This is a genomic window from Malaciobacter sp. (genome assembly GCF_055140965.1).
This window is the reverse complement of sequence record NZ_JBSRRO010000020.1, coordinates 1-21,258: the sequence shown is the minus strand read 5'-3', so window position 1 is coordinate 21,258 and position 21,258 is coordinate 1. Positions and strand designations below refer to the sequence as shown.

The window sequence follows — 21,258 nt, the reverse complement described above, 5'->3', positions numbered from 1 at the left end:
ATTTTCGCTTAAACAAAGTTTAAACTAATATAAGATAGTATTTCGCTTCACAAAAAAATACGTATTTGATAGATATAGATAGTTAGAGGATAAGTAATGTACGCAATTATTAAATGTGCTGGAAAGCAATATAAAGTTCAAGAAGGTGATATCCTAAATGTTGATTATTTAGGAAAAGTTGCTAAAGAAACTTTAGAAATTTCAGATGTTCTTGCAGTTAATGACGGAGAACTTAAAACAGGTGACGCTGTTTCATCTGCAAAAGTTGAAGCAGAAGTTGTACTTGATGGTACAGGTGTAAATAGAGATAGAAAAGTTATCATTTACAAAAAAAGAAGAAGAAAAGATAGTAAATTAAAAAGAGGTTTTAGAAAAAGCTTCACAAAAATTAAAATTACTAAAATCGCTGCATAATTTTAAGGAGATAAACGATGGCTCACAAGAAAGGTCAAGGTAGTACACAGAATAATAGAGATTCAGCTGGTAAAAGACTTGGTGTAAAAAAATTTGGTGGTCAAACAGTAAGAGCTGGTAACATCATTGTAAGACAAAGAGGAACTAAAGTACATGTTGGAGAAAATGTAGGAATTGGTAAAGACCATACTATTTTTTCTTTAATCGACGGTGTAGTTAAGTTCGAAGTTAAAGATAAAAAAAGAAAAAAAGTATCAGTTTACGCTTCATAATTTTTGAGGTATTAGCTGCTTTTTAAAAGGGTGTATGGCTTTGCCTACACCCTTTTTTAGTTTAGGAGAAAAAAGTGTTTATAGATAGTGTAAAATTTAAAATTTCATCTGGAAAAGGTGGTCAAGGTTGTGCCTCTTTTAGAAGAGAGAAATTTGTTGTAAAAGGTGGTCCTGATGGGGGAGATGGAGGAAAAGGTGGAGATGTTTATTTTAAAGTAGATAATAACACTGATACTCTTTCTTGGTATAAAGGTAAAACTGTACTTAAAGCCGAAAATGGAAAGCAAGGTATGGGTAAAAAGATGACTGGAAAATCAGCACCTGCACTTACACTTACAGTACCTCCTGGAACACAAGTAATTGATGCAGATACAAAAGAAGTATTATTAGATCTTTTAGAAGAGGGGCAAGAAGTTAAATTTTTAGAAGGTGGAAAAGGTGGACTTGGTAATGTTCACTTTAAAAACTCTAGAAATCAAAGACCAACTTACTTTCAACCAGGACTTCCAGGTGAAACAAAAGAGATAAGATTAGAATTGAAACTAATTGCAGATGTTGGTTTAGTTGGATATCCAAATGTAGGAAAATCTACATTAATATCAACAATTTCTAATGCAGAACCTGAGGTTGCAAATTATGAGTTTACTACTTTAACTCCAAAATTAGGAGTTGTTGAAGTAGGGGAATATAGTTCATTTGTTATGGCTGATATACCTGGAATTATTGATGGTGCAAGTGATGGAAGAGGTCTTGGAATTGAGTTTTTAAAACATATTGAAAGAACAAAAACACTTCTTTTTACTATTGATGTATCTAATCATAGAACAATTATAGAACAATTTAAGGTTTTAAAAGAAGAGCTTAAAAAGTTTTCAGTTGAACTTAGTGGAAGAAATTATGCAATTGCACTAACAAAGGTTGATGCATATTATGGTGAAGATTTAATGAAAGATATAAATGAGTTTATAACTGAGTTAGATTTAGAAGTTTCAAACTCAAATGAGTTTGGATTTGATAAACAATATCCTTATTATATTCAAGATTTGACAATGAATAGATATGATAAAAACAAACCATATTTTGTACTACCTATATCTTCTGTAACACATTTAAATACAAAGTCAATAGGTTATGCACTTTATGAATTTTTAGGTAAAAATAAATGATAGAAGATAGTGAAACTTTGCTTGAAAAAAAAAGAATTGTTATTAAAGTTGGAACAGCTGTTCTAACTCAAAATAATGAATTAGCTTTGGAAAGATTAAGTAATTTAGTAGACTTAATCTCAAAGCTTAAAAATGAAAAAAAATATGAACTTATATTAGTAAGTTCTGGTGCAGTTGGTGCTGGAAATACTAAACTTCAATTAGATAAAACACAAATTGCAAATAGACAGGCTTTAGCAGCAATAGGGCAACCTTTACTAATGAAAAACTATAAAAAAAGATTTCGTGATTATGGTATAATTTGTGCTCAAATGCTTTTAATTGAAAACGATTTTGATTCAAGAAAAAGAACAAGAAATGCTCAAAAAGTAATGGAAATACTACTTTCAAATAATGTAATACCAATCATTAATGAAAATGATGTTATTGCAAATGATGAACTGCTTTTTGGAGATAATGACCAATTAGCTGCTCATGTTGCTTACTATTTTAATGCTGATCTTTTAGTTATATTATCAGATATTGATGGTTATTATGATAAAAATCCAAGAGAGTATGAAGATGCAAAAATGCAAAAGATTGTTACAAATATAGAAGAGAGTGAACTTCAAATGGTTCATACTCCAAACTCAGAGTTTGCTACAGGTGGAATTGTTACTAAATTAAAAGCTGCAAATTTTTTAATGAATAGAAATATACCTATGTATATGTCTTCTGGATTTGATTTAACAAATGCCTATGATTTTTTATTAAATGATAATCATATTAGTGGAACACTATTTAAATCAAAATAGGAGATAAAATGTCTAAAAAAATTGTATTTATGGGAACACCTGATTATGCAACAATAATCTTTGATAAGCTAATAAAAAATGATTCATATGAAATTTTAGCACTATTTACTCAGCCTGATAAAAAAGTTGGAAGAAAACAGATTTTAACACCTCCTCATATTAAAAAATATTGTATTGATAATAGTATTGATTTGCCAATTTATCAACCAATAAGCTTGAAAAATAATATTGAAATGGTAGATATTTTAAAAAACTTAAATCCTGATTTTATAATTGTTGCAGCTTATGGACAAATTTTACCAAAAGAGATTTTAAATATTGCTCCTTGCATAAACTTACATGCTTCTATTTTACCAAAGTATAGAGGAGCAAGTCCTATACAAGAATCAATTTTAAATGATGATAAATATACTGGTGTAACTTCAATGCTTATGGAAGAAGGACTTGATAGTGGAGATATTCTTGGAATACAGTATTTAAAATTGACAGAAAATATGTTAGTTGATGAAGTATTTAATAAATTATCGAATATAGCTGCTAGTTTAACAATTACAACACTTGATAATTATGAAAAAATTGAAGCTAAAAAACAGAATAATTCAGAAGTTAGTTTTTGTAAAAAAATTAAAAAAGATGATGGCTTAGTATCTTTTAATGACTCAAGAAAACTCTACTTAAAATATAAAGCTTACTGTTTTTGGCCAGGTATTTTTTTACAAAGTGGTTTAAAACTAAAAGAAGTAGAATTAAATGAAACTACTTCAGTAAACGCAGAAGGAAAAATTTTAGATATTAATGAAAATTTTGCAATTATAGCTTGTGCTAAAGGCTCAATAAAAGTAAGTACAGTTCAAGCTCCTTCAAAAAAAGCTGTAAATATTACAGATTACTTAAGAGGAAAGAGGTTAGCTGTAAATGATACTTTAATCTAATATCTATTAGAATATGAAAAAAGAGTAAAGTATATGGATAAAGAATTAAAGCATTTTTATGATTTGAGTATTTTTACAATTGAAGATTTGGATGTATTACTACATGAAATTTTAAAACACACAAGAGAGCTTGTCTCTTGTGAAGCTGGAAGTATATATATGAAAGAAAAAGACCACTTAGCCTTTCATGTATTTCAAAATGATGCTTTAACTTATGAAAATATTTTTAAGCAATACTGCAATATAAAAGATTTAAAACTACCTTTAAATGATTCTAGAAAATATTTAGCTGTTGAATCTTTACAGTTAAATAAAATTATAATAATCGATAATGCATACAAAACAACAGATTATGAGCTTTTAGGAGTAAAAGAGTTTGATGAAATATTTGATTATAAAACTTACTCAATTATTACCGTTCCTTTAATTCATCCAAGAGAAAAAACAAAATTAGGTGTTATTCAGCTTTTAAATAAAAAAAGTGATAAAAAGATTGATGTTTTTACTAAAAAAGATAAAGACATTGTCTCAATGATTAGCTCTTTTATATCTCTTTCTATTGCAAAAGCACAAAACGATGTACAAAAATTAAAAAGATTAAATAAGCAGTTAGAAGATGCTAATAAAAAACTTGAATCAAGAGTAGAAAAAGAAGTTAAAGAAAATGAAAAGATGAGTGCTATTATTTTTCATCAGTCAAAAATGGCAAGTATGGGAGAAATGATAGGGAATATTGCTCACCAATGGAGACAACCTTTAAGTAGTATTAGTACAATTGCTAGTGGAATGTCTTTGGATTTAGAGATGAAAAACTTTGAAAAAGATAAAGGGATAACACAACTCAAACAAATAGTTGATACAACAAAATATCTCTCTCAAACAATAGATGATTTTAGAAGTTTTTATAAAGTTGATAGAGCAAAAGAGCACTTTAATTTAGCAGATGCTGTACAAAAAAGTGTATCTTTATCTATTGCAACAATGAGTAGTTCTTATATAAAATTTGTTTTAAATCTTGATGAAGAATTAACTGCATATGGCTTGAGAAATGAGTTTACTCAATCTCTTTTAAATTTACTTACAAACGCAAAAGATGCACTTGTTGAAAATGTAAGTGTTGAAGAAAAAAGATATATATTTATTGATATATATAAAAAGAACAATAAAAATATTCTTCAAATAAAAGACAATGCCAAGGGTATTCCAACTAAACTTTTAGATAAAATATTTTTACAACACTTTACTACAAAATCAAAAATTGGTGGAACAGGAATAGGACTTTTTATGGTAAAAGAGATTATTGAAAAGCATATGGATGCTACAATAAGTGTTTCAAATGAAGAATTTACTTTTAATGATAAAAATTATAAAGGTGCTTGCTTTACTATTACTTTTTAGTCTAAGCTAAAAAGTAATAAAAACCAGTAACTGTTAATAAACTTCCCAAAACTCCTAAAACTAAAGCATTTATTGCAAAAGTTTCATCAAGTCCTCCTTTAATAGCTAAAACAACAGCCATTGTCATAGGTGGCATTGCTGCTTCTACTATTGTAACTTTACTCCAAGTATCATTAATATTGTAAAATATTAAAAAAGCCAAATATACTATTAAAGGTACAAGTATCATTTTTAATAACATAGCAGTAAAAACAACTTTAAATTTATAAAAAATATTTTTTATTTGAAGCTTCATTCCTATTGCAATCATAGCAAGAGGAACAAGTGTTGCACCTAATGTTTCAGTTGTGTTTATGATAAAAATAGGTAGTTCAAATAACTTAGTAAAAATAGTTATAAAAAACATAATAATGGGTGGAAAATATAAAACACTTTTTAAAATTGCTCTAAAATTAACTTGTTGCCCACTTCCCCAATTTATTATTATCATCCCTAAGCTAACTAGAATTAAAAAAGAACCAAACAAATCATAAATTAGGGCATAAACTACATAGTCTTGACCATAAAAAGCATCAATGTATGAAAAACCAATAAATGAAGTATTACCAAAAGTAGCAACAATAATAAATGTGGCAAATAACTTTTTTTCAAGTTTTAAAAACTTACCAAGTATAAATGCAAGTATAAGGTTTAAAAAGATTATTGCATTAAACATAACTATTAACTTAAATATCTCAAATGTTAACTCTAAATTGTAGATTTTATTAAATACAATTGCAGGAAGTGAAAAGTAAATAATAAACTCAATTAGCTCTTTTGAGTTATCTTTAAAATATATTTTAAATAAATAGCCAAGTAATAAATACATAGCTATTGGTAACACTGGATCTAGCATAAAACTCTCTTTTGTGATTTTGAAATATTATATATATAATAGTATTAATTTATTCTTGTAGTAACTTTTTGTATAATATTTTATGAAAATTCTAAAGTTAAAAGAAGTAGATTCTACACATACTTACTTAAAAGAGTATATAAAAAATATAAATGAGTTTGAACCTGTATGTATAGTAGCTAATTTACAAACAAATGGAGTAGGTAGTAGAGGAAATAGTTGGAGTGGAATTGAGGGGAATCTATTTTTTTCTTTTGCATTTAAAAAAGAACAATTAACAGATGATTTGCCACTTCAAAGTTGTTCAATCTATTTTTCATATTTATTAAAAATTATATTGAAAAATAAAGGTTCAAATGTTTGGATAAAATGGCCCAATGATTTTTATATAAATAATAAAAAAATAGGTGGAACAATTACAACTATATCCAATGATATCGTGCTTTGTGGAATAGGTTTGAATTTAAAATTTGTTAATAATGAGTTTGGTAAATTAGATATTAATATTGATATTGATAAAACTCTTCAAGACTATTTTAATAAAATAAAAAATAAGACTTCATGGAAGCAAATTTTTAGTGATTTTAAGGTAGAATTTCAAAATAGTAGAAAATTCCATGTTACGATCAACAATAAGAAAAAATCATTAGAAAAAGCTATTTTAAATAGTGATGGTTCTATAAATATAGATAAAAAAAAGGTTTTTAGTTTACGATGACAGAAATAATATCAATAGCAAATCAAAAAGGTGGTGTAGGAAAAACGACTACAGCCGTAAATTTAAGTGCAGCTTTGGCTTTAAGAGGTAAAAAAGTACTTTTAATTGATGCGGATCCACAATCTAACGCTACAACTAGTTTGGGTTTTCATAGAGATACATATGAATATAATTTGTATCATGTAATGTTAGGAACTAAAGAATTAAGTGAAATAGTTTTAGATTCAGAAATTGAAAATCTAAAAGTTGCACCTTCAAATATTGGCTTAGTAGGAATTGAAAAAGAGTTTTATAAAGATAATAAAGATAGAGAATTGATTTTAAAAAGAAAAATTGATCCAATTAAAAAAGATTTTGATTATATAATTATTGATTCACCTCCTGCACTTGGGCCAATTACAATAAACACATTAAGTGCTTCAAATTCAGTTCTTATACCAATTCAGTGTGAATTTTTTGCACTTGAGGGTTTAGCTCAATTACTTAATACTATTAAACTTGTTAAGCAAACAATTAATAGACAGTTACAAATAAGAGGTTTTTTACCTACAATGTATAGTTCTACAAATAATCTTTCAAAACAAGTGTTCGCAGATTTAGCACAACATTTTGAAAGTAAACTTTTTAAGATAGATGAAACATCTTATGTTGTTATTCCAAGAAATATTAAACTTGCAGAGAGTCCAAGTTTTGGAAAACCAATTATGCTTTATGATGCAAGTGCAACTGGTACAAAAGCATATACAAATTTAGCAAGAGCAATAGCAGGATAGAATATGGCATTAGGAAGAGGACTTGGAGAATTACTTGGTGAAGTAGAAATTGCTTATGAAAATGGTTCAGGAAAAGATACATTAGAAAAAATTGGTACAATTGTAGAGATTGAAACTAAATTAATTAAATCTAATCCAAATCAACCAAGAAAAATTTTTGATGAAGATAAATTAAAAGAGTTAAGTGATTCAATAATTGAGCATGGATTATTACAACCAATTGTTGTAATACAAGATAGTGATACTAGTTTTACTTTGATTTCAGGTGAAAGAAGATTAAGAGCGCATAAACTTGCAAAGATTGATAAGATTAAATCAATTGTTCTTGATGTAGAAGAGTTTAAACTAAGAGAGTTAGCTTTAATTGAAAATATTCAAAGAGATGATTTAAATATTATTGAACTTGCTTATTCATATGCACAATTAATAAATGATCATAATATTACTCATGATGAATTATCAAAAAAAGTGTTCAAAAGTAGAACATCGATTACTAATACTTTAAGACTTTTACAACTTAGTTCATATGTACAACAATTGTTAGCAAATAGTAAAATTAGTGCAGGTCATGCAAAGATAATGCTTGGTTTAGACGAAGAACAACAAAAAGTTGTAGCTGATTCAATTGTTGGACAAAAATTGTCAGTTAGAGAAACAGAAAAATTAGTAAAACAAATAAAAGAACCTAGTACAAAAAAAGTACAAAATAGTAAAAAAAATAAAAACTATGATTTTAAACCTTTAAATAATGTTTTAAAAACTTTGAAAGAAAATGACTTAAAAGTTAAAGCTGAAAAAGATTATTTTAAGATTGAAATAACTTCTCAAGAAGATATAGAAAAGATTTCTAATTATTTTCGTAACACTTTATAAATTTAAGCGACATTATCCTTCATTTTAATACAATTTTATAAATATTTTTGATAAAATTAATCAGTTTTAGTCAAACTAAACTGTATAAATATGGAGGAATGAATGTTAGACATAAGTCCTGTATTGTTGCTTAGCTCTGGTATCATCTTTTTGTTAGTTGTTGCCAGACTAAACAGTTGTCTATTCAAGCCTCTACTAAAGCATATGGATGATAGAGCAGATTCTATTAAAAGAGATTTAGAGAATGCGAAATCAAATAGTGCAAATGTAGATGGCATGCTGGCTGAAGCAAATGATGTAATTGCTGCTGCAAAAAAAGAAGCAGCTACAATAAGAGAAAAAGCTTACAATGAAGCAAAAGAGAGTGCTGATGCGAAACTTGCAAATGCAAAAGTTAATTTAGAAGAGAAATCTGATGAATTTGCTAAAAGCTTGCAAAATGACACAAAAGCATTAAAAGATTCATTAATAGCTTCTATGCCTCAATTTAATGAGAGCCTAAAAGCTAAGCTTAGCTCGATATAAAGGAATTAAAGTGAAAAAAATATTACTATTAGGTTTAGCTTTAAGTCCAATTGCATTACTTGCTAGTGGTGAAGGTGCGGAAACTGATTACGATATTATTCAAAGAACCGTTAACTTTATAATTTTTGCTGGAATTTTATGGTACTTACTTGCTGATAAAATTAAAGCTTTTTTTGCAGATAGAAGCTTATCTGTTCAAGCAGAGCTTGATAAAGTACAAGATACTTTAAAAGCTTCTCAAAGTAAAATTGATTCTGCTAATAAACAATTAGAAGAAGCAAAAGTACTTGCTGCAGAAATTGTAGAAAATGCAAAAACAGATGTTGATTCAATCAAGCAAAAAGTTGCAGCTACTGTTGATGCTGAAATTGCTCAACTAGAAAAAAACTTCGATGAAAAAATGAATATTGAAGTAAGAAAAGCAAAAAAAGAAGTTGTTGCTGAAGTTCTTGAAGAGCTATTTAATTCAGGCGATGTAGAATTAACTCAAGAAGAGTTATCAAATATTGTACTTAAGAAGGTAGCATAATGATTGATTTAGTAGCAAAAAGATATGTAAAAGCTTTATTAGATGGAAGAGATATTGACTCTATAACTGCTATTAGCAAAGAGTTAAAAGAGATTTCTTCAGCTTATAATGATGCTAAATTTATAGCTATTATATCATCTACTGAAGTAAAAAATAGTGATAAAGTTGAGTTAATTATCTCGCTTGTAGATAATTGTAGTGACACTTTACAAAATCTTATTAAATTACTAAGTAATAACAAAAGATTAGATATTATTCCCGTAATTGCAAATGAGTTAGAAACTCAACTTGCTGTTATTAATAACTCGTATAATGGAGTAATTTATACAAATAAAGAGTTAGCTGCAGAATATATTTCATCAATTGAAAAAGAGTTTAGTAAAAAATTTAATGTAGATTTATCATTATCACAAAATATTTGTGATTATAATGGTATTAAAGTTGATATTGATGGACTTGGGGTTGAAATATCTTTTTCAAAAGATAGATTAAAATCTCAAATGATTGATCATATTTTAAAAGCAGTTTAGAACTTATAAAGGAGAATTTGAATGGGTGCAAAGATTCAAGCTGATGAAATCAGTTCTATTATAAAAGAAAGAATCGAAAACTTTGAATTAAACGTAGATGTAAATGAAACTGGTAAAATCATCTCTTTTGCAGATGGTATTGCTCAAGTTTACGGGCTAAAAAATGTTATGGCTGGTGAACTTGTAGAGTTTGAAAATGGGGAAAGAGGATTAGCTTCTAACTTAGAAGAATCAGCAGTTGGTGTTGTTGTTCTTGGTAATGGAGAAGGTCTTACTGAAGGTACTTCTTGTAAAAGATTAGGTAAATTACTAGAAACACCAGTTGGTGAAGTTATGGTGGGAAGAGTTGTTAATGCTCTTGGTGAACCTATTGATGGAAAAGGTGCTATTGAATCAACAGAAAAAAGATTTGTTGAAGAAAAAGCTCCTGGAATTATGGCAAGAAAATCTGTACATGAACCATTACAAACTGGTATTAAAGCAATTGATGCACTTGTTCCAATTGGTAGAGGGCAAAGAGAACTTATTATTGGTGATAGACAAACTGGTAAATCAACAGTTGCAATTGATACAATTCTTAATCAAAAAGGTGAAGATGTTGTTTGTATTTATGTTGCAATTGGACAAAAATCATCTTCTGTAGCTAATGTTGTAAGAACATTAGAAGAAGCTGGTGCAATGGATTATACAATTGTTGTAAATGCTGGTGCTTCTGAATCTTCAGCTTTACAGTTTTTAGCTCCATATACAGGTGTGACTATTGGTGAATATTTTAGAGACAATGGAAAACATGCATTAATTGTTTATGATGATTTATCAAAACATGCAGTTGCATATAGAGAAATGTCTTTATTATTAAGAAGACCTCCAGGTAGAGAAGCATTCCCAGGGGATGTATTCTATCTACACTCAAGATTATTAGAAAGAGCTGCTAAAATGAGTGATGAATTAGGTGCTGGGTCAATGACTGCTTTACCTATTATTGAAACTCAAGCAGGTGATGTTGCTGCATATATTCCAACAAATGTTATTTCTATTACAGATGGTCAAATCTTCTTAGAAACTAACCTTTTTAACTCTGGTATTAGACCTGCTATTAATGTTGGTTTATCAGTATCAAGAGTTGGTGGTTCTGCACAAATTAAAGCTACTAAGCAAGTTGCTGGTACATTAAAATTATCTCTTGCTCAATATAGAGAACTTGAGGCATTTGCACAGTTTGCATCTGATCTTGATGAATCAACAAGAAAAGAGCTTGAGCTTGGTCAAAGAATGGTTGAAGTACTAAAACAAGGTGTTAATAAACCATTAGTTATTGAAAAACAAATTGTTATCATTTATGCTGGTACTAAAGGTTATTTAAATGATGTTGCTGTTGGAGATGTTGTTAAATTTGAAGAAGAATTACATGCATTTTTTGAGCAAAAATATTCAAATATTTTAGAATCAATTAAATCAAAACAAAAGATTGACGACGAGATTGAGTCTGCATTAAAATCTGCATTAAATGAGTTTAAAACTGTATTCAGTGCAAAATAAGGATTAGCATATGGCTAACTTAAAAGAGATTAAACTAAAAATCGGTAGTGTAAAGAATACTCAGAAGACAACTAAAGCTATGAAGCTTGTATCTTCTGCAAAACTTACTAGAACTAGACAGTTATCTGCTCAAGCTAGAAGTTATGCAAATAAGATAAATGATGTTCTTTCTGATATCGCAAATCGAGTTAGCAAAGTTCATGAAGATGATAATGTTGATAAAGCATTTGTTCCTAATGACAATCCAAAAACAGTAGATATTGTTTTTGTTACTGCTGATAAAGGTCTTTGCGGTGGTTTTAATATGGCGACAATTAAGACTGTTAATAAAATCAAAGCTGATTATGAAAATAAGGGTGCAAAAGTAAGATTAAGAGTTGCTGGAAGAAAGGGAATTGATTTTTTCTCTTTTCAAGGTATTGAATTAACTCAAAAAGTTTCAGATTTATCTTCAGCCCCAGATTATGACAGAGCTTCTGAATTCATTGGTGAAGCTGTAGAAGATTTTAACAATGGAATTACAGAAAAAGTAATTTTAGTTTATAATGGGTTTTTAAATATGTTAACTCAAGAGTTAAGAGTAAGAGATCTTTTACCTATTAGTTTAGAAAATGTTGAAACTAAAGAAGAAGATAACTCTATGCTTTATATTGAACCTGATGATGATGAAGAAGTATTAAGTGAATTAACAGCAAAATACTTAGATTTTAATATGTATTATTCATTAATTGACTCTTTAGCAGCAGAACATTCTGCAAGAATGCAAGCTATGGAAGCTGCAACAAATAATGCAAAAGAAAGAGTTGATACTTTAACAGTTGAATATAATAAAGCTAGACAAGCTGCAATTACAACAGAGCTGATAGAGATTATCAGTGGTGTTGAATCATTAAAATAAGATAAAGGAGCTACCCGTATGAAAGGTAAAATTATTCAGGTAATGGGTCCGGTTGTTGACGTTGAGTTCGACGGATATCTACCGGAAATCAATGAAGCAATTGACGTTGTTTTCTCTGATGCAGACCATGATAGATTAGTATTAGAAGTTGCTGCACACATTGGCGATAGCAGAGTTAGAACTATTGCTATGGATATGACAGAAGGTTTAAAAAGAGGACAAGAGTGTATTGCTACTGGTGGACCAATTAAGGTTCCAGTTGGTGAGCCTGTTCTTGGTAGAATCTTTAATGTAATTGGTGATCCTGTTGATGAGGGTGAACCAATCGCTGAAGATGCTGAAAGATGGTCTATTCATAGAGCTGCACCAACTTTTGAAGAACAATCTACTAAAACAGAGATGTTTGAAACTGGTATTAAAGTAGTTGACTTACTTGCACCATACTCAAAAGGTGGTAAAGTTGGGCTATTTGGTGGTGCTGGTGTTGGTAAAACAGTTATTATTATGGAACTTATTCACAATGTTGCATTTAAACATTCAGGTTACTCTGTATTTGCAGGTGTAGGTGAAAGAACAAGAGAAGGTAATGACCTTTACTATGAAATGAAAGACTCTAATGTACTTGATAAAGTTGCATTATGTTATGGTCAAATGAGTGAGCCTCCAGGTGCAAGAAATAGAATTGCATTAACTGGTCTTACAATGGCAGAATACTTCAGAGATGAAAAAGGTCTTGATGTATTAATGTTCGTTGATAATATCTTTAGATTTGCACAAGCTGGTTCTGAGATGTCAGCACTACTTGGAAGAATTCCATCTGCGGTTGGTTATCAACCAACATTAGCAAGAGAAATGGGTGCTTTACAAGAGAGAATTACTTCTACTTCTAAAGGTTCTATTACTTCTGTTCAAGCAGTATATGTACCAGCGGATGACTTAACTGACCCAGCTCCTGCTTCAGTTTTCGCTCACTTAGATGCAACAACAGTACTTAATAGAAAAATTGCAGAAAAAGGTATTTATCCAGCAGTTGATCCATTAGATTCTACATCAAGAATTTTAAGTGCAGATGTATTAGGTGAAGAGCACTATGCAACAGCAAGAGGTGTTCAATCAGTATTACAAAAATATAAAGACTTACAAGATATTATTGCAATTTTAGGTATGGATGAATTATCTGAAGCTGACAAACTTGTAGTTGATAGAGCAAGAAAAATTGAAAAATTCTTATCTCAACCATTCTTCGTAGCAGAAGTATTTACAGGAAGCCCAGGTAAATATGTTGAACTTAAAGATACAATTGAAGGATTCAAAGGTATCTTAGAAGGTAAGTACGACGATGTTCCTGAAATGGCATTCTATATGGTTGGTGGAATGGATGAAGCTTTAGCTAAAGCTGAGGAAATGAAATCAAAATAAGGTTAGCCTATGGAGACAATTAGATTATCAATAGTTACGCCAAATGGAGAAATCTTTAATGATGATGTTAAAACAGTGACTCTTCCTGGAAAAGAGGGAGAGTTTGGTGTTTTACCAGGTCACTCATTATTAGTTTCTTCTTTAACAGTTGGTGTAATTGTTATTGAAAAAGCAAATTCTACTGAGGCTGTTGCTATAAACTGGGGACACGTTAAAGTAAGTGAAAGTACAGTTGATGTATTAGCAGATGGTGCTATTGCATTAACACAAGGTGAAGACTCTAATATTGCTAAAAATATTGAAGCAGCTAAAGATTTGGTTAGTTCTGTAAAAGACTCAAATGTTTCGCTTGCTTCTGTTGAAGCAAAAATCAATTCATTTGCGTAGAAATATCATATGATTGACTCGATATTAGATTATCTAAGTAATAGTAGCGCTATCGCAATTCTTGTGTTAGTGCTGCTATCTATTTATTTGGTAACAGTTTTTTGGATTTTTATATATAGACTTCTTTCATTAAATTCATTTATTGTAAATGAAAAAAAATCACTTGAGTCTTTAACATCACGAAATACAACAGTAAATCCGCTATCCTCTTTATATAAATGTTCAAATGGTTCAACTTCAAAGCATATATTAAAAGCTTGTGAAATATCAATAATAAAAGATGCTAGTTTTGGAATCTCTTGGCTTTCAATTATCTCTTCAACTGCACCATTTGTAGGTTTATTTGGAACAGTTGTTGGTATTTTAGAATCATTTGCCAAATTTTCTAGTCACTCTAAAGTTGGTTTTTCAATTATAGCACCAGCTATTAGTGAAGCTTTAGTAGCAACTGCTGCTGGTATATTTGTTGCAATTTTTGCATATACTTTTCATCAAATTTTAGTAAGAAAAGTTTATGAACTAAATACTTATATAAAGGCACAAGCTGAAATTTTAATAGCAAAAGGTTAATAAATGTATGATTTTAACCAAAAGCCTGATTTAAATATTACTCCACTAGTTGATATTATGCTAGTTCTTTTAGCAATACTTATGGTTACAGCACCAGTATTAGAGTTTGAAGAACAGATTAATCTTCCTAGTGGAAGTAAATCAGTACAAGTTCAAGATGTAAAAAAAATCACAGTTTTTATCAATGAAAAAAGAGAAGTAAAAGTAAATAAAAATAAATATGATATAAAAGATTTTGCAGATAGTTTTATTTTATATGCAAAATCAAAAGACAGAAATACTCCAATACATATAAGAGCTGATAAAAGTTTAGTATATGATGATATTATTTTTGTATTAAGAACTATTAAAGAAGCTGGATTTTTTAAAGTTTCTCTTATAACTGATGGTTAGGATTTAAATGATTAACTTTTTTTCAGATTATGATAAAGGAAATTTTTATTTATCTGGCCTTTTAGCTTTATTTATATATATTTTTGTATTTGTTCTGTTTTTACTTTATTTAGACTCAAATAATGCTAAAACATTTGACTCATCAAAAAAAGCTACAGTATTTAAATTAGATGTAGTTTTAGCTGATAGTGAAGTGAAAAATAAACCTAAAATGAAAATTGAGAAAAAAACCCAAGAAAAAATTATTAAAAAATCAACATCTAAAAGTTCAGAACAAAAATCAGACTTAAAGTCTCTTTTTGCAAATGTTAAAACAACAGAAACAAAAGTTGTAAAAAAAGAAGTTAACAATGTAAAATCGTCAAATGTATCAAGTAGATTTAAATCAAAATTTGAAAGAGAAAAAAGAACAAATAGTGATTTAAGTGTATCTAGTATGTTAGGCGAAGTAAAAGCAGAAAAAAGAAATTTATCTATTTCTACCTCTTCAAATCATGAAAATGATCCTTATTACTCTAAAATATATGAAATATTAGCACAAAGATGGAATCCTATATTAATTGAAGATGGCTTAGAAGCTAAGGTTTTGGTTATAATTTCTAATGATGGAGTTTTTGATTATAAATTTTTAAAATATTCTACTAATGAAAAATTTGATACTCTTTTAAAAGAGTTTTTACAGCAGCAGAAAGCTCTTTTATACCCACCTCATAATAAAGGTTCTAAAACAAATATTGAGGTAACATTTAAATCTAAAGGATAATTAACATGAAAAAAATGATAGTTGTACTATTGTGTTTTTTTAATATTGCATTTGCGGTTGATGCAAAATTAGAGATTGTAAAAAAATCTAAAAGTCTACCTAAAATTGTTATTTCTATTTCTGAAAATAGTAATGATATTAATTTTTTATCTAAAGTTAAAAGAGTAATTGAAAAAGATTTAAAAGTTAGTGGACACTTTGAAGTACTTTCTAGTAATGTAAAAACAAACTATAATCAAAGACCTGATTTATATAAACTTCAAAAAGAAGGGGTTGATTTATATTTAAATATTGATTCACAAATTAGTGGTTTTGGTGGATTTATATTAAATACTAAGCTTTTTGATATAAATAGTAAATCATTAGTTTTAAATAAAACATTCTCAACAAAACAAGATAATAGGTACCCTTTTTTATCACATAGAGTGGCAATCTCAATTAATAAATATTTAAATGCTCCATCAATTGATTGGATGGATAAATTTGTTATTTTTTCAGTATATAAAGAATCAAAAAAAGCTGATATTTATATAGGTGATTATACTTTAACATATCAAAAAAGAATAGTTAGTGGAGGCTTAAATATTTTCCCTAAGTGGGCTAGTAAAAAGCAATATAGCTACTATTATACTACATATGTAAATAGTGTTCCAACATTAGTAAAAGCAAATCTTTATACTGGTAAAAAAGAAACAATAATGAGAAGTGAGGGAATGGTTATTGCTTCTGACATTAGTAGTGATGAATCAAAAATATTAGTAACTGCATCTCCATACGGTCAAGCTGATATTTATTTATTTGACACAAAAACAAAGACTAAACAGAGATTAACAACATATAAAGGAATTGATGTTGGTGCACACTTTGTTGAAAATGATACTAAAATAGTTTTTGTATCTGATAGGTTAAATTATCCAAATATTTTTGCTAAAAAAATTGGACAAAGGGGTGTTCAAAGATTGGTTTACCATGGAACTAATAACTCAGCAGTTACTACACATAAAAATTATGTGGTATATTCAAGTAGAGATAAAGCAAATGAGTTTGGCTTAAGAACTTTTAATTTATATTTAGTATCAACAAAAAGCGATTCTTTAAGAAGATTAACAGCAACAGGAGTTAACCAATTTCCTAAATTTTCATCAGATGGAGAATCTATTTTACATACTAAAACTATAAATGGAAAAAGTTATTTAGGTATTATTAGATTAAATTATGAAAAATCATTTACATTTGCACTTAGAAGTGGGAAAATACAATCAATTGATTGGTAATAAGTTTTAATAACTCTATATAATATGCATAGTATATATATTATATGTAATTATTGTAATTTATAATTAAGTTTTATTTTTGTAAAATCAGTTAAATTTTAAATAAGGGAAATGTTATGAAAAAGATTGGTATTTACTCTTTTTTAGTTGCAGCAGTTTTATTTACTGGTTGTAGTCAAAAAAATGTTGAAATGGATGGAAGTTCTGCAAGCCAAGAGAACCAAAGTGAGATTAATAACTCTGAAGCAACTTTAGATAATATTGATAATAGTAATATTCAAGAAGAAGTTTCAAATGATACTTTGTCTGAAAAAGCAGAAAATGGTTACTATTACATGATTAATGGAGAGAAAGTATTTATTGAAAATATCTATTTCGGATTTGATAAATATAAATTAGACTCTAACATGATTGAGAAAGCTAAAGATAATGCTCAAAAACTTTCAGGTATTAAAGAGACTACAAAAATAAAGATTGAAGGTAATTGTGATGAGTGGGGAACTGATGAATATAATTATGCATTAGGTTTAAAAAGAGCTAAGGCTACTAAAGATGCACTTATTTCAGAAGGTATAAATGAAGACTCAATTTCACTTGTAAGTTTTGGTGAGAGTAATCCAGTTTGTAATGAAAAAAATAAAAATTGTTGGCAAAAAAATAGAAGAGCTGAACATAAGCTTTTACCATAATTAACTGATTAGTATTATAAAATATGAAAAAAATAACCCTAACGATAATGCTGTCTTCATTAGCTTTTGCTAATGAAGTTTCAGTATTTGGAGCTGGAGATTTAAATTCAAATGAACCTTATGGTTTGAATTCTACAGAAAAATACATTTTAAAAAATAAGAATGAATTAGGAAAAATTGATACTAAATTTAAAGGTGTAAAAACAACTTTAGAAACAGTAAGTGAGCGTATTGATGGATTAGAGTCTATTTATGAGGGCGATTCACAAAAATTAAATAAAACAGTTATTACTTTAAATAAAATAGTTAAACAAATAGAAGAGATACAAAATACTACTTCAAAAAATAAAACAGATATTGAAAATTTAAAGAATGTTACAAATCAATTATTAACAATGCAAGAAGAAATTTCTTCAGAAAATAGAAAAAATCTAGATACTTTAAAAGAAGCAATAGATAAATTATCAAAACAGTTAATTAAAATTAATAAAGAATATGTATCTTTTAGTGAAATGAAAAAAAACATGAAGCAGTTTGTAACTGTTGAAGAGTTTAATGCATTTAAAGAAACTTTAGGTAAAAAAACTAGTGTAAAAACAAAATCAACTACTAAAACAAAAAAGTTATCATACGCGCAAAAAGAAGAGATGCTTAATGAAGCAAAAGAGTTATTCAAGAAAGATTATTTTACAAAAGCTATACCGATTTTTGAAGAATTAGTTGAATTAAACTTTAAGCCTGCTGAGAGTAACTACTATCTTGGTGAGATGTGGTATTACAGGGATAAGTTTGAAAAGGCGATTGATTATTTCAAAAAATCTGCAGTTTTATATGATAAAGCTTCTTGGATGCCAAGGTTGTTGCTACATAGCGCTATATCTTTTGAAAATATTAAAGATTATAAAAATGCTACTAAATTTTATAGTACATTAATTGATGTTTATCCAAATTCAAAAGAAGCAAAAATAGCAACTAAAAATATATCAAAATTATAAATTTATAGGAGAAATTATGTCAAAAGTTATAGGAATAGAATATTCATTAAAAGATGCAAACTCAGGTGAGCATTTAGATACAAATGTTGGAGCTGCTCCATTAGAGTTTGTTTCAGGGAAAGGTCAAATTATTCCAGGATTAGAAGAAAAATTAGTTGAAATGAATTTAAATGATGAAGCTGATGTTTTAGTTGAGCCAAAAGAAGCTTACGGTGAGTATAATGAAGAAGCTGTTCAATCATTACCAAAAGAGCAATTTGCAGGAATTGAGCTACAAGAAGGAATGAGTTTATACGGAACTGGTGAAAATGGTGAGACTGTTCAAGTTACTGTTAAATCATTTACTGATAGTGATGTAACAATTGATTACAATCATCCAATGGCTGGAAAAAGTTTAATGTTCTCAGTTTCTATTGTTTCTTTAAGAGATGCAACTGATGAAGAAATTGAAACTGGTGTTGTAGGTGGAATGGCTGCTATGGGTGGCGGTTGTTGCGGTGGTGGACACCATGACCATGGTTCTGAAGGTGGTTGTTGTAGTTCTGAACCACAAGGTCAATCTGGTGGTTGTGGTTGTCACTAAAAATCTAAATTTATTAAGTTTTTCTTTGCCCAAAAGTGTTTCACTTTTGGGCAAAACTATTTTTTAGAAGTAATATTTACTTTTAAAAAATAGTTTTATACTAGATCTTAATTTATAATAAGGTAAAAATATGAAAAAAGTTGCTTTTATTTTTCCAGGTCAAGGAAGTCAAAAAGTTGGTATGGGAAAAGATTTTTTTGATAATAGTGATATTGCAAAAGAGATGATTTCAAAAGCAAGTGATAGATTAGGCATAGATTTTAAAAAATTGCTTTTTGAAGAGAATGAGATGTTAAGTAAGACTGAATATACTCAACCTGCTATATTATTAGTTTCATCAATTGCAAATGCAATTTTTAAAGATAAATGCAATGTAAAACCTGAATTTGTACTAGGACATTCACTAGGTGAATTTTCAGCACTTGTAAGCGCTGGTGCAATTGATTATTTAGATGCAATTGAACTAGTTCATAAAAGAGGTAAATTTATGAATGATGCATGTTCAGGTTCAGGTGCTGGTATGATGGCTCTTGTTGGTTTAGATGATACAAAAGTTGAAGAAATATGTGAAAATCAAAGAAAAAATGGTTTAAAAGTTTGGCCAGCAAATTATAATATGGATGGACAATTGGTTCTTGCAGGGTTAAAAGAGGATTTGGAAAGTTTAGTTGATACTTTTAAAGAAGCTGGAGCAAAAAGAGCTATTGTTTTAGATATGTCTGTTGCAAGTCATTGTGAATTACTAGAAAGTGCAGTAGAAAATTTAAGACCATACTTAGAAGAGTATTTATTAGACACATTTGATGTTGATACTATTTCAAATGTTACAGCACAAGCTTATAATACAAAAGAAGAAGCAATAGATTTGTTATCAGAACAGTTAATTAATCCTGTAAAATATAAGCATTCTATATTATCAAAAGAGTCAGATGTAGATCTATTTATTGAATTTGGTAATGGAATTGTTTTAAAAGGTTTAAATAGAAAAATTACAAAAAAAGCAACTCTAAATGTAAGTGATATGAGTTCTTTAGAAAAAACTATAGAGGCATTAAATGAATAAATTAGCAATAATGGGTGCTATGCAAGAAGAGATTGAACCTCTTTTAGCAAACTTTGAAGATATAAAAGTTACTGAATATGCAGATAATAAATATTATGAAGTTTCATTAGATGGATTAGATATTGTAATAGCACACTCAAAAATAGGAAAAGTATTTGCAAGTTTAACTGCAACTACTATGATAGAAAAATTTTCTTGCGATACACTACTTTTTTCAGGTGTTGCAGGTGCTGTAAATAGTAAGTTAAAAATAGGTGATCTTATAATTGCTGATAAACTTTGTCAACATGATTTAGATATTACAGCTTTTGGACATCCCCATGGTTTTGTTCCAGGAGGAAAAGTTTTTGTTGAAACTTCACAAGAATTAAGAGATATTGCTAAAGAAGTAGCAAAAGAGAACTCTTTAAAAGTTTTAGAAGGAACTATTGCAACTGGAGATCAGTTTGTTCACTCAAATGAAAGAAAAGATTTTATTCAAAATACATTTAAAGCAGATGCACTTGAGATGGAAGGTGCTAGTGTTGCTGTAATATGTGACTCATTAAATGTTCCATTTTTTATATTAAGATCAATTTCTGATAGTGCAGATATGGAAGCAAATTTTGATTTTGATGAATTTTTAAAATCAAGTGCAGAAATTTCAGCTGATTATATTTTAAAAATAGCTAAAAAACTAAATAAATAAAAAAGAAAAGAAACTATTCTTCTTTTCTTTTTATCTTAAAACAGATAATTACTAACATTAATTAAATCTCAAAGCTTATAAAAACCCCATAAAATATAGAGAAAGAAAAATAAGAGAAAGAGTTTTCCAAAATTTAAGCCCATATTAAGTTTAAACCCTTGACAAAGGGGCAAGATTT

Annotated in this window: 26 protein-coding genes; 25 read left to right on the top strand and 1 reads right to left on the bottom strand. The window is 28.4% G+C overall.

Annotated elements, in window-relative coordinates; genetic code table 11:
- Window positions 1-96: 96 nt before the first annotated feature.
- The 6 genes from rplU to ACTCCZ_RS07360 all read left to right on the top strand — a co-directional run bounded on the left by rplU (window position 97) and on the right by ACTCCZ_RS07360 (window position 4,976).
- Window positions 97-414: a 50S ribosomal protein L21 gene (gene rplU / locus ACTCCZ_RS07385; RefSeq protein WP_079579737.1), complete on the top strand. Its 318-nt coding sequence runs from the start codon at window positions 97-99 to the stop codon at window positions 412-414.
- 17 nt (window positions 415-431) lie between these two features.
- Window positions 432-686 (top strand): 50S ribosomal protein L27, encoded by a 255-nt coding sequence (rpmA, locus tag ACTCCZ_RS07380; protein ID WP_079579736.1) that lies wholly within the window; start codon window positions 432-434, stop codon window positions 684-686.
- A 74-nt stretch (window positions 687-760) separates the two neighbouring features.
- Window positions 761-1,852, top strand: a complete 1,092-nt coding sequence (gene obgE / locus ACTCCZ_RS07375; RefSeq protein ID WP_079579735.1) for a GTPase ObgE — start codon at window positions 761-763, stop codon at window positions 1,850-1,852.
- Complete coding sequence (proB, locus tag ACTCCZ_RS07370; RefSeq protein ID WP_079579734.1) at window positions 1,849-2,646, top strand: glutamate 5-kinase; 798 nt, start codon at window positions 1,849-1,851, stop codon at window positions 2,644-2,646. Before obgE ends, proB begins: the two co-directional genes overlap by 4 nt.
- 8 nt (window positions 2,647-2,654) lie before the next feature.
- Window positions 2,655-3,578 carry a methionyl-tRNA formyltransferase gene (gene fmt, locus ACTCCZ_RS07365; RefSeq protein ID WP_079579733.1) on the top strand — a complete coding sequence of 308 codons (924 nt, stop codon included), beginning with the start codon at window positions 2,655-2,657 and terminating at the stop codon, window positions 3,576-3,578.
- 33 nt (window positions 3,579-3,611) lie between these two features.
- Window positions 3,612-4,976 (top strand): GAF domain-containing sensor histidine kinase, encoded by a 1,365-nt coding sequence (locus tag ACTCCZ_RS07360; RefSeq protein WP_079579732.1) that lies wholly within the window; start codon window positions 3,612-3,614, stop codon window positions 4,974-4,976.
- A gap of 1 nt (window position 4,977) precedes the next feature.
- On the opposite strand, the gene ACTCCZ_RS07355 is transcribed toward ACTCCZ_RS07360, so the two are convergent.
- Window positions 4,978-5,871: an AEC family transporter gene (locus tag ACTCCZ_RS07355; RefSeq protein ID WP_079579731.1), complete on the bottom strand. Its 894-nt coding sequence runs from the start codon at window positions 5,869-5,871 to the stop codon at window positions 4,978-4,980.
- A gap of 82 nt (window positions 5,872-5,953) precedes the next feature.
- Here ACTCCZ_RS07355 and ACTCCZ_RS07350 point away from each other — a divergent pair, with 82 nt between their 5' ends.
- The 19 genes from ACTCCZ_RS07350 (at window position 5,954) to ACTCCZ_RS07260 (ending at window position 21,080) form a co-directional block, all read left to right on the top strand.
- Complete coding sequence (locus ACTCCZ_RS07350; protein ID WP_079579730.1) at window positions 5,954-6,589, top strand: biotin--[acetyl-CoA-carboxylase] ligase; 636 nt, start codon at window positions 5,954-5,956, stop codon at window positions 6,587-6,589.
- Complete coding sequence (locus ACTCCZ_RS07345; protein ID WP_079579729.1) at window positions 6,586-7,362, top strand: ParA family protein; 777 nt, start codon at window positions 6,586-6,588, stop codon at window positions 7,360-7,362. The genes ACTCCZ_RS07350 and ACTCCZ_RS07345 overlap by 4 nt, the downstream gene beginning before the upstream one ends.
- Before the next feature lie 3 nt (window positions 7,363-7,365).
- Complete coding sequence (locus tag ACTCCZ_RS07340) at window positions 7,366-8,235, top strand: ParB/RepB/Spo0J family partition protein (RefSeq protein ID WP_079579728.1); 870 nt, start codon at window positions 7,366-7,368, stop codon at window positions 8,233-8,235.
- 102 nt (window positions 8,236-8,337) lie between these two features.
- Window positions 8,338-8,760: a F0F1 ATP synthase subunit B family protein gene (locus tag ACTCCZ_RS07335; RefSeq protein ID WP_079579727.1), complete on the top strand. Its 423-nt coding sequence runs from the start codon at window positions 8,338-8,340 to the stop codon at window positions 8,758-8,760.
- A 10-nt stretch (window positions 8,761-8,770) separates the two neighbouring features.
- Complete coding sequence (locus tag ACTCCZ_RS07330; RefSeq protein ID WP_079579726.1) at window positions 8,771-9,289, top strand: F0F1 ATP synthase subunit B; 519 nt, start codon at window positions 8,771-8,773, stop codon at window positions 9,287-9,289.
- Entirely contained in the window at window positions 9,289-9,819 is a 531-nt protein-coding gene (locus ACTCCZ_RS07325) for a F0F1 ATP synthase subunit delta (RefSeq protein ID WP_079579725.1), read from the top strand. Before ACTCCZ_RS07330 ends, ACTCCZ_RS07325 begins: the two co-directional genes overlap by 1 nt.
- Window positions 9,820-9,840: 21 nt before the next feature.
- Window positions 9,841-11,358 (top strand): F0F1 ATP synthase subunit alpha, encoded by a 1,518-nt coding sequence (gene atpA / locus ACTCCZ_RS07320; protein ID WP_079579724.1) that lies wholly within the window; start codon window positions 9,841-9,843, stop codon window positions 11,356-11,358.
- A 10-nt stretch (window positions 11,359-11,368) separates the two neighbouring features.
- Window positions 11,369-12,256, top strand: coding sequence for an ATP synthase F1 subunit gamma (gene atpG / locus ACTCCZ_RS07315; RefSeq protein ID WP_079579723.1), 888 nt, complete (start codon window positions 11,369-11,371; stop codon window positions 12,254-12,256).
- A gap of 18 nt (window positions 12,257-12,274) precedes the next feature.
- Window positions 12,275-13,675: a F0F1 ATP synthase subunit beta gene (atpD, locus tag ACTCCZ_RS07310; protein ID WP_079579722.1), complete on the top strand. Its 1,401-nt coding sequence runs from the start codon at window positions 12,275-12,277 to the stop codon at window positions 13,673-13,675.
- Window positions 13,676-13,684: 9 nt separating this feature from the next.
- A complete protein-coding gene (atpC, locus tag ACTCCZ_RS07305; RefSeq protein ID WP_079579721.1) occupies window positions 13,685-14,062 on the top strand; it encodes an ATP synthase F1 subunit epsilon in 378 nt (125 codons plus the stop codon).
- 9 nt (window positions 14,063-14,071) lie between these two features.
- Entirely contained in the window at window positions 14,072-14,632 is a 561-nt protein-coding gene (locus ACTCCZ_RS07300) for a MotA/TolQ/ExbB proton channel family protein (RefSeq protein ID WP_079579720.1), read from the top strand.
- A 3-nt stretch (window positions 14,633-14,635) separates the two neighbouring features.
- Window positions 14,636-15,025 carry a biopolymer transporter ExbD gene (locus tag ACTCCZ_RS07295; protein ID WP_079579719.1) on the top strand — a complete coding sequence of 130 codons (390 nt, stop codon included), beginning with the start codon at window positions 14,636-14,638 and terminating at the stop codon, window positions 15,023-15,025.
- Between the two features lie 7 nt (window positions 15,026-15,032).
- Entirely contained in the window at window positions 15,033-15,788 is a 756-nt protein-coding gene (locus tag ACTCCZ_RS07290; RefSeq protein ID WP_079579718.1) for an energy transducer TonB, read from the top strand.
- A 5-nt stretch (window positions 15,789-15,793) separates the two neighbouring features.
- Entirely contained in the window at window positions 15,794-17,062 is a 1,269-nt protein-coding gene (gene tolB, locus ACTCCZ_RS07285; protein WP_079579717.1) for a Tol-Pal system protein TolB, read from the top strand.
- A 116-nt stretch (window positions 17,063-17,178) separates the two neighbouring features.
- Complete coding sequence (locus tag ACTCCZ_RS07280; RefSeq protein ID WP_079579716.1) at window positions 17,179-17,751, top strand: OmpA family protein; 573 nt, start codon at window positions 17,179-17,181, stop codon at window positions 17,749-17,751.
- Window positions 17,752-17,774: 23 nt separating this feature from the next.
- Window positions 17,775-18,746 (top strand): tetratricopeptide repeat protein, encoded by a 972-nt coding sequence (locus ACTCCZ_RS07275; RefSeq protein WP_079579715.1) that lies wholly within the window; start codon window positions 17,775-17,777, stop codon window positions 18,744-18,746.
- A 16-nt stretch (window positions 18,747-18,762) separates the two neighbouring features.
- A complete protein-coding gene (locus tag ACTCCZ_RS07270; protein WP_416202246.1) occupies window positions 18,763-19,329 on the top strand; it encodes an FKBP-type peptidyl-prolyl cis-trans isomerase in 567 nt (188 codons plus the stop codon).
- Window positions 19,330-19,459: 130 nt separating this feature from the next.
- Window positions 19,460-20,392: an ACP S-malonyltransferase gene (gene fabD, locus ACTCCZ_RS07265; RefSeq protein WP_079579713.1), complete on the top strand. Its 933-nt coding sequence runs from the start codon at window positions 19,460-19,462 to the stop codon at window positions 20,390-20,392.
- On the top strand, window positions 20,385-21,080 hold the full coding sequence (locus ACTCCZ_RS07260; protein WP_079579712.1) for a 5'-methylthioadenosine/adenosylhomocysteine nucleosidase: 696 nt from the start codon (window positions 20,385-20,387) through the stop codon (window positions 21,078-21,080). The genes fabD and ACTCCZ_RS07260 overlap by 8 nt, the downstream gene beginning before the upstream one ends.
- Window positions 21,081-21,258: the final 178 nt, after the last annotated feature.

Excerpts from the sequence above, each read along its gene's own strand:
- rplU (WP_079579737.1), top strand. The coding sequence starts at position 97 with ATGTACGCAATTATTAAATGTGCTGGAAAGCAATATAAAGTTCAAGAA.
- rpmA (WP_079579736.1), top strand. The coding sequence starts at position 432 with ATGGCTCACAAGAAAGGTCAAGGTAGTACACAGAATAATAGAGATTCA.
- proB (WP_079579734.1), top strand. The coding sequence starts at position 1,849 with ATGATAGAAGATAGTGAAACTTTGCTTGAAAAAAAAAGAATTGTTATT.
- fmt (WP_079579733.1), top strand. The coding sequence starts at position 2,655 with ATGTCTAAAAAAATTGTATTTATGGGAACACCTGATTATGCAACAATA.
- ACTCCZ_RS07360 (WP_079579732.1), top strand. The coding sequence starts at position 3,612 with ATGGATAAAGAATTAAAGCATTTTTATGATTTGAGTATTTTTACAATT.
- ACTCCZ_RS07355 (WP_079579731.1), bottom strand. The coding sequence starts at position 5,871 with ATGCTAGATCCAGTGTTACCAATAGCTATGTATTTATTACTTGGCTAT.
- ACTCCZ_RS07350 (WP_079579730.1), top strand. The coding sequence starts at position 5,954 with ATGAAAATTCTAAAGTTAAAAGAAGTAGATTCTACACATACTTACTTA.
- ACTCCZ_RS07345 (WP_079579729.1), top strand. The coding sequence starts at position 6,586 with ATGACAGAAATAATATCAATAGCAAATCAAAAAGGTGGTGTAGGAAAA.
- ACTCCZ_RS07340 (WP_079579728.1), top strand. The coding sequence starts at position 7,366 with ATGGCATTAGGAAGAGGACTTGGAGAATTACTTGGTGAAGTAGAAATT.
- ACTCCZ_RS07335 (WP_079579727.1), top strand. The coding sequence starts at position 8,338 with ATGTTAGACATAAGTCCTGTATTGTTGCTTAGCTCTGGTATCATCTTT.
- ACTCCZ_RS07325 (WP_079579725.1), top strand. The coding sequence starts at position 9,289 with ATGATTGATTTAGTAGCAAAAAGATATGTAAAAGCTTTATTAGATGGA.
- atpA (WP_079579724.1), top strand. The coding sequence starts at position 9,841 with ATGGGTGCAAAGATTCAAGCTGATGAAATCAGTTCTATTATAAAAGAA.
- atpG (WP_079579723.1), top strand. The coding sequence starts at position 11,369 with ATGGCTAACTTAAAAGAGATTAAACTAAAAATCGGTAGTGTAAAGAAT.
- atpD (WP_079579722.1), top strand. The coding sequence starts at position 12,275 with ATGAAAGGTAAAATTATTCAGGTAATGGGTCCGGTTGTTGACGTTGAG.
- atpC (WP_079579721.1), top strand. The coding sequence starts at position 13,685 with ATGGAGACAATTAGATTATCAATAGTTACGCCAAATGGAGAAATCTTT.
- ACTCCZ_RS07300 (WP_079579720.1), top strand. The coding sequence starts at position 14,072 with ATGATTGACTCGATATTAGATTATCTAAGTAATAGTAGCGCTATCGCA.
- ACTCCZ_RS07295 (WP_079579719.1), top strand. The coding sequence starts at position 14,636 with ATGTATGATTTTAACCAAAAGCCTGATTTAAATATTACTCCACTAGTT.
- ACTCCZ_RS07290 (WP_079579718.1), top strand. The coding sequence starts at position 15,033 with ATGATTAACTTTTTTTCAGATTATGATAAAGGAAATTTTTATTTATCT.
- tolB (WP_079579717.1), top strand. The coding sequence starts at position 15,794 with ATGAAAAAAATGATAGTTGTACTATTGTGTTTTTTTAATATTGCATTT.
- ACTCCZ_RS07280 (WP_079579716.1), top strand. The coding sequence starts at position 17,179 with ATGAAAAAGATTGGTATTTACTCTTTTTTAGTTGCAGCAGTTTTATTT.
- ACTCCZ_RS07275 (WP_079579715.1), top strand. The coding sequence starts at position 17,775 with ATGAAAAAAATAACCCTAACGATAATGCTGTCTTCATTAGCTTTTGCT.
- ACTCCZ_RS07270 (WP_416202246.1), top strand. The coding sequence starts at position 18,763 with ATGTCAAAAGTTATAGGAATAGAATATTCATTAAAAGATGCAAACTCA.
- fabD (WP_079579713.1), top strand. The coding sequence starts at position 19,460 with ATGAAAAAAGTTGCTTTTATTTTTCCAGGTCAAGGAAGTCAAAAAGTT.
- ACTCCZ_RS07260 (WP_079579712.1), top strand. The coding sequence starts at position 20,385 with ATGAATAAATTAGCAATAATGGGTGCTATGCAAGAAGAGATTGAACCT.